General features: G+C 30.0%; 16 protein-coding genes and 1 tRNA gene. 14 read left to right on the top strand and 3 right to left on the bottom strand.

Annotated features, from left to right (window positions below; genetic code table 11):
• Window positions 1-2 precede the first annotated feature (2 nt).
• The 4 genes from BEE63_RS08360 to BEE63_RS08345 all read left to right on the top strand — a co-directional run bounded on the left by BEE63_RS08360 (window position 3) and on the right by BEE63_RS08345 (window position 3378).
• Window positions 3-76 (top strand) — tRNA-Cys (locus BEE63_RS08360).
• Window positions 77-222: 146 nt separating this feature from the next.
• Complete coding sequence (locus BEE63_RS08355; RefSeq protein WP_066020959.1) at window positions 223-1188, top strand: hypothetical protein; 966 nt, start codon at window positions 223-225, stop codon at window positions 1186-1188.
• A gap of 149 nt (window positions 1189-1337) precedes the next feature.
• A complete protein-coding gene (locus BEE63_RS08350) occupies window positions 1338-3158 on the top strand; it encodes a bifunctional homocysteine S-methyltransferase/methylenetetrahydrofolate reductase (protein WP_242874749.1) in 1821 nt (606 codons plus the stop codon).
• A 4-nt stretch (window positions 3159-3162) separates the two neighbouring features.
• Window positions 3163-3378 (top strand): DUF3006 domain-containing protein, encoded by a 216-nt coding sequence (locus BEE63_RS08345; RefSeq protein ID WP_066020958.1) that lies wholly within the window; start codon window positions 3163-3165, stop codon window positions 3376-3378.
• Between the two features lie 571 nt (window positions 3379-3949).
• Here BEE63_RS08345 and BEE63_RS08340 read toward each other — a convergent pair.
• The 3 genes from BEE63_RS08340 to BEE63_RS08330 all read right to left on the bottom strand — a co-directional run bounded on the left by BEE63_RS08340 (window position 3950) and on the right by BEE63_RS08330 (window position 7093).
• A complete protein-coding gene (locus tag BEE63_RS08340; RefSeq protein WP_066020957.1) occupies window positions 3950-4867 on the bottom strand; it encodes a S66 peptidase family protein in 918 nt (305 codons plus the stop codon).
• Between the two features lie 16 nt (window positions 4868-4883).
• On the bottom strand, window positions 4884-5831 hold the full coding sequence (locus tag BEE63_RS08335; protein ID WP_066020956.1) for a magnesium transporter CorA family protein: 948 nt from the start codon (window positions 5829-5831) through the stop codon (window positions 4884-4886).
• A gap of 119 nt (window positions 5832-5950) precedes the next feature.
• Window positions 5951-7093, bottom strand: a complete 1143-nt coding sequence (locus BEE63_RS08330) for an amidohydrolase (RefSeq protein ID WP_066020955.1) — start codon at window positions 7091-7093, stop codon at window positions 5951-5953.
• A gap of 163 nt (window positions 7094-7256) precedes the next feature.
• Between BEE63_RS08330 and BEE63_RS08325 the strand changes: the two genes are divergently transcribed.
• The 10 genes from BEE63_RS08325 (at window position 7257) to BEE63_RS08280 (ending at window position 14501) form a co-directional block, all read left to right on the top strand.
• Window positions 7257-7472 carry a sigma factor G inhibitor Gin gene (locus BEE63_RS08325; protein ID WP_066020954.1) on the top strand — a complete coding sequence of 72 codons (216 nt, stop codon included), beginning with the start codon at window positions 7257-7259 and terminating at the stop codon, window positions 7470-7472.
• A gap of 19 nt (window positions 7473-7491) precedes the next feature.
• Window positions 7492-8937 (top strand): aminotransferase class I/II-fold pyridoxal phosphate-dependent enzyme, encoded by a 1446-nt coding sequence (locus BEE63_RS08320; protein ID WP_066020953.1) that lies wholly within the window; start codon window positions 7492-7494, stop codon window positions 8935-8937.
• A 20-nt stretch (window positions 8938-8957) separates the two neighbouring features.
• The gene (locus BEE63_RS08315) at window positions 8958-9554 is read left to right on the top strand and encodes a guanylate kinase (RefSeq protein WP_066020952.1); all 597 of its coding nucleotides are present in this window, start codon (window positions 8958-8960) and stop codon (window positions 9552-9554) included.
• Between the two features lie 436 nt (window positions 9555-9990).
• A complete protein-coding gene (locus BEE63_RS08310) occupies window positions 9991-10320 on the top strand; it encodes a cyclic-di-AMP receptor (RefSeq protein WP_066020951.1) in 330 nt (109 codons plus the stop codon).
• A gap of 16 nt (window positions 10321-10336) precedes the next feature.
• Complete coding sequence (locus tag BEE63_RS08305; protein ID WP_066020950.1) at window positions 10337-11281, top strand: DNA polymerase III subunit delta'; 945 nt, start codon at window positions 10337-10339, stop codon at window positions 11279-11281.
• 2 nt (window positions 11282-11283) lie between these two features.
• Complete coding sequence (locus BEE63_RS08300; protein ID WP_066020949.1) at window positions 11284-12195, top strand: PSP1 domain-containing protein; 912 nt, start codon at window positions 11284-11286, stop codon at window positions 12193-12195.
• A 14-nt stretch (window positions 12196-12209) separates the two neighbouring features.
• Window positions 12210-12413 (top strand): heavy-metal-associated domain-containing protein, encoded by a 204-nt coding sequence (locus BEE63_RS08295; protein ID WP_066020948.1) that lies wholly within the window; start codon window positions 12210-12212, stop codon window positions 12411-12413.
• Window positions 12414-12526: 113 nt separating this feature from the next.
• Window positions 12527-12697, top strand: coding sequence for a DUF362 domain-containing protein (locus BEE63_RS08290; protein ID WP_066020947.1), 171 nt, complete (start codon window positions 12527-12529; stop codon window positions 12695-12697).
• Window positions 12698-12948: 251 nt separating this feature from the next.
• Entirely contained in the window at window positions 12949-13737 is a 789-nt protein-coding gene (locus BEE63_RS08285; RefSeq protein ID WP_081312496.1) for a motility protein A, read from the top strand.
• A 2-nt stretch (window positions 13738-13739) separates the two neighbouring features.
• On the top strand, window positions 13740-14501 hold the full coding sequence (locus BEE63_RS08280; RefSeq protein ID WP_066020946.1) for an OmpA/MotB family protein: 762 nt from the start codon (window positions 13740-13742) through the stop codon (window positions 14499-14501).

Genomic DNA, 14501 nt, shown 5'->3' with positions numbered 1-14501 from the left:
ACGGCGCTATAGCCAAGTGGTAAGGCAGAGGTCTGCAAAACCTTTACCCCCAGTTCAAATCTGGGTGGCGCCTCCATTTATTTAGTATCGGTAATTAAAATAACTTATGCATTAATTTTTTGTAAATTAGTGTATAAGTTATTTTTTATTTTAAATTATTGGTATTGGAGTTATATAGTATAATTACAAAGTATTTAAGAATTTACAAAGGAGGAAGTTTCATTGGAGAAGTATGATGTCCCATTTTTTAGAAAATCAAATTTGAAATTAGGTAAAAGCATAGGTTATTTATTTCTTATGTTACTCATGGCTGGTTTTGCAATTTTATTTTTATTTTTTATTATGAAAGATGATTTTATTATTGGACTACTTGGTGGATTATTTATGCTTGTATTAAGCGTATTTATTGCATATTTTCTTGTAACAGTAGTTATTTTAAAAAAGTTTTATATTGAAATTACATCAGAGTATATAAAATTTTCTTCACCATTTAAGTGTAAAATAGCTTATTGGGGAGAAATAGACAAAGCAGAAGCATATAAATATAATAAAAATGTTGCACTTGCAATATTACTTAAAAAAGATGTAAATAAAAAGAGATCTATATCCAGTAGCTTTAATTCATTAGTTGGTGTACCAGCGTATTCTTTTCAGATACCAATAATGTATTTTAATGATATAGATATTGTAAAACTATCATTAACTGTTGAAGATCAAATAAATAATAGTGAAGCTGTACAGAAAGATAATGATGATATTTTGAATGAAAACTCTGAGAAACAAGATAATAATATGGGTAAAGCAATATTAATTGCTTTATTAATTTGTGCCATTTCGAGTATTATTTATGGGCTTTCAATATATAAATTAGAAAAGAATTATATGGTTATACCGGTGTTTACCAGTATGCTTATTATTTCAGGCTTTAACAAATATTATATAGAAAAAATTTTTAATATAAATATAAGAATTTTATTAGGACTTATATGCCTAATTCAGGTTCCTATTGCTGTTATTATAGCGGCTATAGTTTCATTAGGTTTGGATTTTACAGCTAGTAATATGGTGAGTGTAATTATTGAATATTTTAGGTATACAACTAGTAATCCATTAAGTCAGATAGGAATTATAATTGTTGCAATTGTTTGCTTTTCTATCGGTGCATTTACTGGACGTACAAGCAAGTGATTAATTAATTTAAATGATTGAACAAAGAGTAAGAAGGTTTACCTAAAATTACGAACATTAAAATACAATAATAGAAAGGGAGCAGATATGCTTCTTTTTTTATTTAAATAGTCAATAAATTATGAAAAGTTTTGACTATATATGATAAAATGTATTTAAACAATTTAGAAGTTGGGGTGATGAATGCAGTGATACGTGAATATTTAAAAGACAATATTTTGGTTACAGATGGGGCTATGGGTACATACTATTCTAAAGTTACTGAAGATTATAATTCTTTTTGTGAATTTGCCAATATAGATAATCCTAATATAATATCCAATATTCATGGGGGATATATCAAGGCTGGAGCCAAATTGCTTAGAACAAATACTTTTTCAGCTAATACATTAACTCTTGATGTATCAAGGGAGAAACTAAAAGAAATAATTACAAAAGGGTATATGATAGCTAAAAAGGCGGCAGCTGGTAAGAATGTATTTGTTGCTGCAGATATTGGGCCAATAAATAGGTTCGAGATGGAGAAACCAATAGAGTATGTAATTGACGAATATAAGTTTATAGTAGATGTTTTTATGGATTTAGGTGCAGACATTTTTGTATTTGAAACATTGAGCAGTGCCGATTATTTGGAAAAAGTTTCTGAATACATAAAAAGTAAAAATAGGGATGCGTTTATATTAACTCAGTTTGCAGTTATGCAGGATGGATTTACAAGAGAGGGAATTAGCATAAAAAGAATTATAGAGGAGATTAAAGAAATAAAAAGCATAGATGCTTATGGCTTTAACTGCGGTTCAGGTCCAACACATTTATATAAAATTGTAAAGAATTTAAAGATAGATGGGGATATAGTATCTGTTTTACCTAACGCAGGATATCCAGAAATAGTTAATGAGCGTATGGTTTATGTAGATAATCCTGATTATTTTGCAGATAAAGTGGCAAGAATTAAAAACATAGGAGCAAAAATATTAGGAGGATGCTGTGGCACTACCCCTAAACATATAGAAAAGTTGGTTTCAAAACTTAACAGAAATTTTGGTGTATTAAATCATGATATCAAGGTAAAAGAAGAAAATACCATAAAAAGAATTAAAGAAAATAATAAATTTTGGGATAAATTACTTAATGGTGAATGCCCTGTTGCAGTCGAATTAGATCCACCTTTTGATGTTAATACAGAAAAGATTATGCATGCGGCTAGAGTGTGCAAGGAAAATGATATTGACCTAGTTACTGTTGCTGATTCACCAATGTCAAAGGTTAGAGTAGATTCAATTGCTATTGCAGCTAAAATTAAAAGAGAAATAGGTATAGATGCAATGCCGCATATGTGCTGCAGAGATAAAAATATAAATGCAATAAGATCGAGTCTTTTAGCTGCTCACATAGCAGGAATAAGAAATATACTTGCAATTACAGGAGATCCCGTTACCGGAATTGATAAAGTAAATACAAAAAGTGTTTTTAATCTTAATTCTTTTAAGCTTATGAATCTCATAAGTGGGATGAATAAGGAAGTTTTTAAAGGTGATGAGATAAGCGTAGGTGGAGCTTTAAATTTAAATGTGTTAAATAAAGAGCATGAAGTGGCCAGGATGAATAAAAAAGCGGAAAATGGAGGAAAGTTCTTTTTAACACAACCTATTTTTGAGGATAAAACTATTGATTTTCTATCAAATATGGGAAAGCATGAAGATGTGAAGATAATTGGTGGAGTTCTTCCATTAGTAAGTTATAGGAATGTTCAATTTATAAACAATGAGCTCTTTGGGGTTAATATTCCTGAAGAATATGTTGAAAGATTTAAACCTGATATGACGCGTGAGGAAGCAGAAGAAGTTGGTGTGAATTTATCAGTAGAGCTTATAAATAAAATTAAAAATTATGTGGATGGTATATATATTGTCACACCTTTTAACAGAATTGAAATGGTCATAAAAATATTAAAAAAGTCAGGAATGTGATTTTATGAAGGTTATAATTGATAGATTTGAAGGGGAATTTGCTGTTTGTGAAAAAGAAGATAGAAAGATGATTAACATTTTAAAGGATAAAATTCCCGAGGGGGCTAAAGAAGGAACTGTATTAAATTTACATGATAATGGTAAAATTGGAATAGATGTTGAAGGAACAGAGAGAAAGATAAAGGAAATAGAAAAGTTAATGAAGGATTTATTTAATTAGCGGTAGGTAAGCAACAGTATTTTGGAACATTAAATAAAGATCATAAGTCTAAGCTCCAAATTATAAAAATACTAAGAAATTTTAATAACTCGCTGAAAAGAAGCTCAGACAAATTAAAATTTTTAAGTCTTTTTATAATTTGGAGCAAGACTTATTGAGTTTTATTTAAATCGTTCCCAAAATACTGTTAATTCCCTTAGAATAAAGGCAAGGAAGATTTTCCTACGTTAACTCTTCGGAAAATCTGAAATTAAAATCCTATAATGCATTAATTTATATAAATGATAAATAATATAGATATGAAAGTAAATCAACTATTTAATCTATACAGTTCATGCTTAAAATTCCGTAGGTACGGAGGAATTTTTTCCTTGTTTTACTCCTAAATTAAAGTAACATTGATGAGGTAACGATTTAAAAAAATTCTAATAAATCTTGATGAAAAAGTCGTAAAATACTTAGAGTTTTTAATTTGTTTGAGCTTTGCGAGTTATTAAGAACTGTTAGTATTTTACGATTTTTTTATCTTAGCTTTATAGGATTTTTTTAATGTTACCTCATCAATGTTATTTTATACGACAACGGCTTCATTTATTTTTATGGTACCTTTATTTGCATCCATAAGAGTATAAGCTCCGATGGGTAAGGTTAATTTTGGGTAATCATGTCCGCTCATAAAGTTTGTTAAAGTAGGCTTGTTCAAACTTAAAATTTTATCTTGGAAAACCTCATCAAGGGTCAAGCTTCTTTCATAGTGAGGTAGAGTACAGTTTTTAAACTGACCTAATATAAAACCACTGCACTCATTGAGCTTGCCTGATAGTTCAAGATGTGTAAGCATCCTATCAAGTGCATAAGGTTCTTCATGGACATCTTCGATGAAAAGTATATTGTCTTTAAAGTCAACTTCATAGGGCGTTCCTAAAGTGTTACTTATTAATGATAAATTTCCACCAACTAAATGACCCTTAGCTTTGCCTTTTACAGCACAATTTAACTTAACTTCAGGAGGATTTGATATTTCGTAAGGAGCTATCCCTTTCATTATGGTGTTAAAAAATGATTCAACAGTATAGTTATCCTCAAAGCTAGAAGTAAACATAGGACCATGAAAGGTTATAAGACCTGTCCTAGAATAAAAACTATTTAAAAATGAAGTTATATCACTAAAACCTATGAATATTTTTGGATTGCTTTTTATTAGGTCAAAATCTATATATGGGAGAGTTCTCATGGATCCATAACCGCCGCGTGCACATAAAATTATGTCTACATCCTTATCTTTAAACATATCCATAATATCTTCTGCTCTATCTTCATCTTTTCCAGCAAGGAAACCTCGCTTATCATAGACATGTTTTCCAAGTTTAATTTTAAATCCCTTACTAGTAAAAAAATCCGTGGCATTTTTTATTGCATCGGATTTTTCGGGACTTGAAGGAGCAATAATTCCAATTGTACCTCCTAGTTCAAGCTTTTTTCCTATCAAATTATCACCTTCCATATTAAAAAGTATTTTTTTTATGCAAAATTATGCCTGTTAAGCATACTATTACTGCTATAATTGCGCATATTGCCCAAAATCCATACCTATAGGTTGCAAATGGTATTCCGGCTACGTTCATGCCGAATAAATTTGAAACCATCGTAGGAATTGCCAGTAGTATTGTTACTGAAGCTAAAAACTTAATTACTACACTTAAATTATTTGATATTATTGATGCAAAGGCATCCATTGTTCCGCTTAAAATATCACTGTATATGCTTGCCATTTCAATTGCTTGCTTATTCTCTATTATTACATCCTCTAGAACATCTTGATCTTCAGGATATTTTTGCATTATTTGTAACTTTAACATTTTCTCTAGAGTTATTTCATTAGATTTAAGTGAGGTTGAAAAATATACAAGAGACTTTTCAAGAGATAAAAGTTGAATTAGCTCCTTGTTTTTTAAAGATCTATGAAGGTGTTTCTCAACCATAACACTTTTTTTGTCTATTTGCCTTAAGTATAGAAGATAATATGTAGCTACCTTGTATAGTATTTGCAGTATAAATCTTGAACGCTTAAAGGAAAAAAATGTTTTGACTTTTCCGTCTATAAAATCTGTTAGTACCTTGCTATTTTTAAGACATATTGTTATTATTTCTTTTTCTGTATGTATTATAGCAAGTGGATAAGTGTCATAAGATAAAGAGTTATCTTCCATTTCAGTGAAAGGTATATCTACAATAATTAAAATATTATTATCTTCTATTTCAAGTCTTGAAGTTTCCTCATCATCCATAGCGGCATTTAAAAAATCCATTGGTACATTTGTTTTTTTCTGTATTAAAGTGAGTTCTTGCTTAGTTGGGGCTGTTACGTCTATCCAGCAGCCGGGTTCAATATTTTCAAGCCTCTCAATTTTTGATGGATTATTAAGGTCCATGCTTTTATAAATGGATATCATGCTTAATGGTCCTGCACAAAGCTCAAAGTCTTTATACAGTTCCTCCCTTCTTTTAATCAAATTTATAATTATAAGTATATTATAACTGTTAAAGGGTTTAGAATTCAATTCATAAGTTTTTATTTGTGAGTTAATTCACTTTTGGCTTCAAATAATAAATTTTTATTTTCGATTAAATCGAGGGCAGTAAAGGCTAAAGCTTTTGCGGATTTCATGAAAGTATCATGAGCATAGTGAGTTATAGTTTCATCAGCAAATCTTTTTGTTCCGTATTTTATTGAAGAATCTTCTGTTATTGACACATATGGGTGTATACATGGTATTGAGTGACTGACTATACCCAAATTGAGGCATGAGTAAATGTTATTAACCCCATCTATATTTATTATTCCATTTTCCTTTAAATTATGAGAGAAAAGCCTTGAAATTGTACAACTTGTTATTAGCTCTTTACAGGGAACGTCTGTTAAATGATATTCATAATTTATATTTAGTAGAGAACTTAAAACTTTTACAAAATCCTTAATCTTGCTAGCCAGTTCCATAATATCTTTTGAAGATGCAGATCTTATAGAAAAGGTTATTTCTGAACTTTTTGAATTTAAGTCTGTCGAACTTGATAGATTCAGATTATCTATAATACAATTATGATCTAGATTATTTATCAAAGCATTCAGGGTATTAAAGGTAATTAAAGATGTATTAAGGCATGGAGAGACATTCTTTAAATCCATAGAAGTATCATTTGCCTCAAATTTAAATTGAATTGGGAGTGTTGCCATTGAGCTTCCACTTTGTGCGGTTACAACGTGAGGTTGAACTGCTAAAACTGCATCTATGTCGTTAAAGGTTCCCTGCTTGAACATTGTTGTTTTTGAGCCATGCAATATTTCACCGGGGCAACCAAGAACTATACAGGTTCCACTAACTTTGGAAATTATTTTTGAAAGCATAATTGCAGCAGCGATAGATATTGTAGTTTTACCGTTATAACCATATATGTGCCCTGAATTCTCATCAGCATCATATTCACATATAAAACATATCTTTGGATGACCTTCTCCTAATTTAGCTAAAAATGAAGTTGGTATGTTTAGATAGTTTTTAGAGACATTAAAATTATAGTCTTGTAAAAGTTTAATTATGTAGTTATATGATTTATATTCATGAAAGCTTTTTTCAGGATTATCATGCAGGTATTTTGTAAGGTCAAAAAGTCTATTTTCAATTGTGCTCAAAAATGAAATCATTTCCTGTTTCAATTTTATTCACTCCTCTTTTAGTGTGTAATAGAATTTATGCATTGTATTTAGTATTTACTTAAAAATAAAAATATATTAAAAAAATATGTTGGACAAAATAAAATTACGGGACATTGTGAATAATATATAATATACTGGTTTCTTTGTATGGGAGGTGTGATTTATGAAAAGGGAGTGTATTATATGCAGAAAACCTCTAAAAGATGGTATAATAATAAAGGGCAAAGGTATTTGTAAGAACTGCGAAAAGAGATTAATAAATCTTGAGTGTGGAAATGATTTTTATGAATATTATAAAAACCGTATAAAAATAGGAATAATTAACAATTTGGGAGAAAAGTATAAAAATGGAGTTAGTAAATGCATAAAAAATCCATGATCAGGAGAGTGAAACACTATTGTCTAAGGTACCAATTTTAGATGGAATGATGAAGTATATAAATAAAAAAAATAGTTTGTTTTGTATGCCAGGACATAAAGGTGGAGAGGGATTTTTAGCTACAGAAAAAGGTAGATGGTTATACGAAAATATTGTAAAAATAGATTTAACCGAAGTTGATGGACTTGATAATTTTCATGCTCCACATGGAATTATAAAGGAAGCTGAAGAAAAGCTTAGGGATTTGTATAAAAGCAAAAAATCATATTTTCTTGTGAATGGAAGTACAAGTGGCAATCTTATCATGATATTTTCATGTTTTAATGAAGGAGATAAGGTAATAGTGGAAAGAAATTGTCACAGGTCTATCTTCAATGGAATTGTGCTAAGAAAACTTAATCCTGTATATATAAGAAACTATTTCAATGATGATATGAATGCTCCTTTGTCTATTGATGAGGAGTATTTTTTGAGAATTATAAAGGAAAATAAGGATGCAAAGGGGATAATAATAACCTATCCAAATTATTATGGTGTATGTTGTGATTTAAAGAACATAATAAATGAAGCAAGGAAATACAATATGAAGGTTTTAGTTGATTCTGCACATGGAGCTCATTTTGGAATAAGTGACAAATTACCACAAAGTGCTGTTAAGCTAGGTGCCGATATGGTAGTTATGAGTTCTCATAAGACTTTGCCAAGCTTAACACAAACTGCATATTTACATTTATGTACTGATAGAATAGATGTAAGTAAAGTAGATTTTTACACGAGTGCATTTTTAAGTACAAGTCCTTCATACATATTCATGAGTTCTATGGACTATGCAAGATATTACCTAGACGAAAAGGGAAAACAGGATTATGATAATCTTGCAGATTTATGCACGGAGTATTCTAAGAAGATAAGTGATATTAAGGGACTACATGTTTTAAATAGTAATGATTTAAATGTGAATGGAAAAACACTTGATTTTGACGTTACTAGATTAGTAGTTAATGTTTCTGAAGGGCTTAGTGGTTTTAAGCTGGATGAATATTTAAGAAAAAATCATATACAACCTGAGATGTGTGATGAAAGAAATGTAGTTTTAATATGTTCGCCTTTTAATGCAGAGACGGAGCTTAAAAATTTATATGATGTGCTTAGAAGATGCAATGTTGTAAAATTAAAGAATAATAAAAAGGAAGTAGTTATTTCATCTATACCAGAAAGTAAGCTTAATCCGTATGAAACTCTAAATGCGAGTTATAAAAAAGTGAAATTGGAAGACAGTAGGGGCAAGGTGTCTAAAAGTGCTGTGGTGCCTTATCCGCCTGGTGTTCCTATAATTATGCCCGGAGAAGTATTTAACTTAGATGTTATTAAGGATATTAAAAAATGTATTGAAAATAATGTGGAAGTATTAGGAGTAAAAAATAACGGTAAAGATATTATAGTAGATGTTATCTGTAAAGATTAAATAGCAAATTGGAGGAAAATATGAGTAAAATATTTTGTCTACTTGGTAAAAGTAGTTCAGGAAAAGATACTGTATTTAAAAAACTTAGAGGAGATGAAACTTTAAAGTTAAAGCCAATTATACCGTATACTACACGGCCTAAAAGAGATAAAGAAACTGATGGAGTTGAATATTATTTTATAAATGAAGATGAGCTTAAGGAGTACGAGCAGAAAGGTAAGATAATAGAAGAGAGAATATATGATACCGTAAATGGAAAATGGCATTATTGTACTATAGATGATGGACAAATCATATTTGAAACTTATAATTATTTGCTTATAACGACTCCAGAAGCCTATAAAAATATAAGAAATTATTTTGGAGAGGATAAGGTAGTTCCATTCTATATTAATGTAGAAGATGGTGCCAGACTCGAAAGGGCGCTTAGACGTGAAAGGCACCAGTATAAACCCAATTATGAAGAGATGTGTAGAAGGTTTTTAGCTGATAGTAGTGATTTTAGTGAAGAGAAGTTAAGAGAATGTGGAATAAAAAAATATTATGATAATTATAAGCTTAGTAAATGTGTAAAAGAAATAAAAAATGATATAATTCTAAATATTGCGAAGCAATAGTATTTTGAAATATTAAATAAAACTCATAAGTGTAAGTTCCGAATTATAAAAATACTAAGACATTTTAATAACTCACATATGATAAGAGTGCTTTTATATGGTTAAGAAGGATAATGGGCAAAGCCCAAACCTCGCATATGATAATACTCAAACAAATTAAAATTTCTAAGTCTTTTTATAATTTGAAACAAGACTTATTGAATTTTATTTAAACCGTTCCCAAAATACTATTACTTTGCTAAAAATAAAAGCAAGGTGAATTTTTCTCAGCTTCCCTACGAAAAATACATTAACATATTTAAAAATCAGATAATATAGATATCAGAATAATTTGCAATATTTTAATATTATGCATTAAAGAAATCGTAGTATTTACCTTAAAATGTGATAAAATAAATGTAATAAAAGTTTTATGTGTTGTGAGGGAGGGGTAAAAATGAAATTAATTATATGTATAGTTCAGGATGATGACGCAGGTGATCTGATTGATGTTTTAACTGATAAAGGTTTAAGAGTTACAAAACTTGCTACGACAGGTGGATTCTTAAAATCAGGAAATACAACCCTTATGATAGGTGTAGATGAAAAAGACGTTGATGATGTCATAAAGTCAATAGAAGATGTATGTAAAACGCGTCAGCAGGTTGTAACATCTCCTTCTCCAGTTGCAGGCTCTACAGGTGTGTACGTACCGTATCCAATTGATGTAGAGGTTGGAGGGGCTACTATATTTGTAGTTGATGTAGATAAATTTATTAAGATTTGATAGAGGAAGAGTTTCTATGAAATTTGAAGAGATACTTGGACATGAAGAAATTAGAAAACAGTTTGATAGTTTAATTAGTAATGGTAAACTTTCACATGCAATTATATTATGTGGTGAGGATGGAATAGGAAAAAGCCTTATAGCTAAGGAAATTGCTGCGAAAATTTTAAATAAGAATGAAATAAAGGAATATGCGGACTTAATTGAGTGGAAAATATTAAAGGGTAAAAAAAGCATATCTGTTGATCAAGTCAGAAATATAATAGAAGAAGTAAATAAAAAACCTTATGAAGGCAATAATAAAATAATAGTGGTTCATGACATGGATTATATGACAGTTCAAGGACAAAATGCTTTTTTAAAAACAATTGAAGAACCACCAAATGGCGTATATATAATTCTATTGTGCCAGTTTCAAGGTAAAGTCTTAGATACTGTAAAATCAAGATGCCAAGTTTTTAATTTGAAAAGACTTAGCGAGACAGATATGAAGAAATTTATATATAAGAAATATAATATTACAAATGATGAGAAAATCAGGACTATATTGGCTTTTAGCGACGGTGTTCCGGGTAAAGCAGATGAATTTTTGACAGATGAATCATTGAAAGCTATAAGAGATATTACTATAGATAGTATTTTGAATATAAAAAAGATAGGTTCAAAGTCAATAATAGACTATTCATATAAATTTTCAGAATATAAAAATTTATGGCGTGAGGTTTGTAACTGTTTTCTTTCTTATGTAAGGGATGCTCTTATATATAAAGAAACGGGAAATAAAAAGCTAGTAATAAATCTTGATAAAATGGAAGACATAAAGAAAATAGCTGCTCAATTTTCGATGAAGCAGTTAAATAAAATAGTAGAAGCAATAGATTACGGTCAATTCAATTTAGAAAGCAATGTCAACATGCCTTTGACTTATGTTGAAATGTTGTTTAAAATACAGGAGGTCTAAATATGGTAACAGTAGTTGGAGTAAGGTTTAAAAAGGCCGGAAAGATATATTATTTTTCTCCTGGTGATCTCCATATAAATAAGGGAGACGATGTTATTGTTGAAACAGCGAGAGGGATTGAATATGGAACATGTGTTATAGGTTTAAAAGAAGTAAGTGAAGATACCATAGTTTCTCCACTTAAAAATGTCATAAGAGTAGCAACACATGAAGATAATATACAATACAAAAATAATAAAAACAAAGAAAAAGAGGCATTTGGGATTTGCCTTAATAAAATAAAGAAGCATAACCTTGTAATGAAGCTTATAGATGTAGAATATACATTTGATAATAATAAAATAATATTCTATTTTACAGCAGAAGGAAGAGTTGATTTTAGAGAACTTGTTAAAGACTTAGCATCAGTTTTTAGAACTAGAATTGAGCTTAGACAGATAGGAGTAAGAGATGAAGCGAAAATGATAGGTGGTTTTGGTGTGTGTGGCAGGCCTATGTGTTGTGCACTTTACCTTGGAGATTTTGCACCTGTATCAATAAAGATGGCAAAGGAACAGAGTTTGTCACTTAATCCATCTAAAATTTCAGGGGTATGTGGTAGATTAATGTGCTGTCTTAATTATGAGCAGGAAACTTACGAAAGTATAAGGAAGAGAATGCCTAAGATTGGCTCTATAGTAAGCACAAAAGAGTATGGAAATGTAGAAGTTACAGGTAACAATATAATAAAGGAAACGATTAAAATTAAGTATACAGCAGATAAGGAACAAAATGTATGCGAAGTTGAAGTGCCAGTTAAGGATGTAAAGCTTGTGTCAGGTTCATATGAAGGAAATGTAGATGAATCACAAATAAAACTTGAACTTCAAGATGCAGATTCCAAAGAAGTAAAGGAACTCTTTAAAGCTGATTAGGAGGCACTTTTAGGATGAAGTCTATTTTAAAAATAAGTAATATGAATACTTCAAGTGATATAACAAAAGTTAGAAATTCTATATCAAGAAATGAAGGAGTAATTGCTTTTTATATAGATAAAGAAAAATTGCAAGTTGAAGTAATATACGATGATAAACTTCTAAATCTAGAAGATATGATTGATTCTATAGAAAAATTAGGCTATATAATAATCTGAATATGTAAATTATTGTTTTATACAAATTATATAAAATTGTTTGAAATTTATCAAAATCATGTTACAATGGACATGTAGTAATATCGCCTAAGTGTAAGGAGGTGTGTTTTAGTATGGCATATAAAATAACAGATGCTTGCGTTAGCTGTGGTACATGTGCTTCAGAATGTCCAGTTAGTGCTATAAGCCAAGGAGATACTCAGTTTGTAATTGATGCAGATACTTGTATTGAATGTGGAAACTGTGCTAATGTTTGCCCAGTAGGAGCTCCAGTTCAAGAATAAATAAAAATAATTAAAAAGTTCGCATACATAAATAAATAGGATGCGGACTTTTTAATTTCTAAGGATATAATTAATTAATAATTTGTGGTAAATACTCAAAATTCTTTTATTAATAAGTTTTAAGATAATTGTAAATTAATTAGAGAGGCATACGATAATATATATGAGTTGCTTATTTGAAATAGATATTTTATTATACATATAAAGTTAAAAGAGTTTTTTAATTGACCGGTATTAAGGAGGAGAATGGTTTGGAGAGTATTATATTTATGTTAGTGGCATTTGCATCAGTTATAGGAGGGTTTATTATTGATGAAGGTAATCCAATAAATCTTCTAGGGCCTGCACCAGCACTAATAGTTATTGGAGGAACAATAGGAGCGGTATGTGCGTCAACTCCAATTGGTGACATAAAAAAACTGGGCAGTGCTGTTAAAATGGCATTTAAAAAACCAAATATTGATTTACCTGAACTTATAGGATATTTTAAACAGATAGCATTTAAGACTAGAAAAGAAGGTTTACTTAGCATAGAGGAAATGATATCTGGAGATGACGTAGATCCTTTTATAAAGAAGGGACTTCAAATGGTAGTTGATGGTATAGAGCCACAAACAGTAAAGGAAACGCTTGAATTAAGTGTTGACCTTATAGATGAGAGACATAAAGTTGGTATAGGTATAATGGAGATGGCCGGCGGATATTCACCTACACTTGGAATTATAGGTACTGTTTGTAGTCTGGTTGTTGTTCTTGCTAATCTAGGCAGTGATACATCACAAATTGGAAAGTCAATATCATCTGCATTTATAGCTACTTTATACGGTATAAGTTGTGCTAACTTAATATATTTCCCTATAGCTAATAAATTAAAGAGATATAATAATATTGAAATGCAAGAAAAGAATTTAATAATAGAAGCAATACTATGCATACAGGAAGGTATAAATCCTAATACCCTTGATGAAAAGTTAAAAGGATTTTTGGACAAGAAGGAACTTGAGAGATATGAAAGCATGAGTGGAAAAGAGGGTGAATAAATTTGAAAAAAAAGCAGCAGGCAGAAAAGGATAACTCCGAACGTTGGATGCTTACATATTTGGATTTAATAACCCTTCTTATGGCGTTCTTCGTAGTCCTATATGCTTCAAGTACAATTAATAAACAAAAATTTCAACAGGTTGCTGAGTCACTCAGAGTTGCTTTTAATGGAAGCGGTAAATCTGTTGTAGGCGAAGATGATGCTGTTGATATAAAATCGAGTAAAAATTATGTCACACAAGAGGCTAGTAAAGACAACGCTTCCGCGGAAAAGGCAGAGGAAAATAAATTAAAGGACGTAAAACAAAAAATTGATCAATATGTAAAACAGAATAATATGCAGGGCAGTGTTAGTACTAATCTTGAAGAAAAAGGATTAGTAGTTAGTATAGTTGATACACTTATGTTTGATGAAGGAAAAGCCGATGTAAAACCTGATTTCCAAAATAAACTTGTTTCAATAGGAAATATATTAAAAACTATTAATAATTACATAAGGGTTGAAGGACATACAGATAATAAGCCTATACAAAATTCACTCTTTCGCTCAAATATTGAATTAGGTTCTGCTAGAGCTAATAATGTTGAGCATATTTTGATAGACAATGCTAAAATACCTGATATTCAAATGTGTACAGTAAGTTATGCGGCAACAAGACCGGTATCAGATAATAATACTGATGCTGGAAGAGCACAAAATAGGCGAGTTGATATTGTAATATTGAATAGTAAGTTTAATGCTGTTGAGCAAGAAAGTAAGTAG

The organism is Clostridium pasteurianum (assembly GCF_001705235.1).
Taxonomy (GTDB): Bacteria; Bacillota; Clostridia; order Clostridiales; family Clostridiaceae; genus Clostridium_S; species Clostridium_S pasteurianum_A.
Note: the sequence above shows the minus strand (reverse complement) of the source record. Positions and strands in the feature narration are given on the sequence as shown.

Bases quoted from the DNA above. Each gene is read 5' to 3' on its own strand.
- BEE63_RS08335 (WP_066020956.1), bottom strand. From the start codon at position 5,831: ATGATATCCATTTATAAAAGCATGGACCTTAATAATCCATCAAAAATT.
- BEE63_RS08350 (WP_242874749.1), top strand. From the start codon at position 1,338: ATGTATTTAAACAATTTAGAAGTTGGGGTGATGAATGCAGTGATACGT.
- BEE63_RS08305 (WP_066020950.1), top strand. From the start codon at position 10,337: ATGAAATTTGAAGAGATACTTGGACATGAAGAAATTAGAAAACAGTTT.
- BEE63_RS08315 (WP_066020952.1), top strand. From the start codon at position 8,958: ATGAGTAAAATATTTTGTCTACTTGGTAAAAGTAGTTCAGGAAAAGAT.
- BEE63_RS08295 (WP_066020948.1), top strand. From the start codon at position 12,210: ATGAAGTCTATTTTAAAAATAAGTAATATGAATACTTCAAGTGATATA.
- BEE63_RS08300 (WP_066020949.1), top strand. From the start codon at position 11,284: ATGGTAACAGTAGTTGGAGTAAGGTTTAAAAAGGCCGGAAAGATATAT.
- BEE63_RS08325 (WP_066020954.1), top strand. From the start codon at position 7,257: ATGAAAAGGGAGTGTATTATATGCAGAAAACCTCTAAAAGATGGTATA.
- BEE63_RS08310 (WP_066020951.1), top strand. From the start codon at position 9,991: ATGAAATTAATTATATGTATAGTTCAGGATGATGACGCAGGTGATCTG.
- BEE63_RS08290 (WP_066020947.1), top strand. From the start codon at position 12,527: ATGGCATATAAAATAACAGATGCTTGCGTTAGCTGTGGTACATGTGCT.
- BEE63_RS08345 (WP_066020958.1), top strand. From the start codon at position 3,163: ATGAAGGTTATAATTGATAGATTTGAAGGGGAATTTGCTGTTTGTGAA.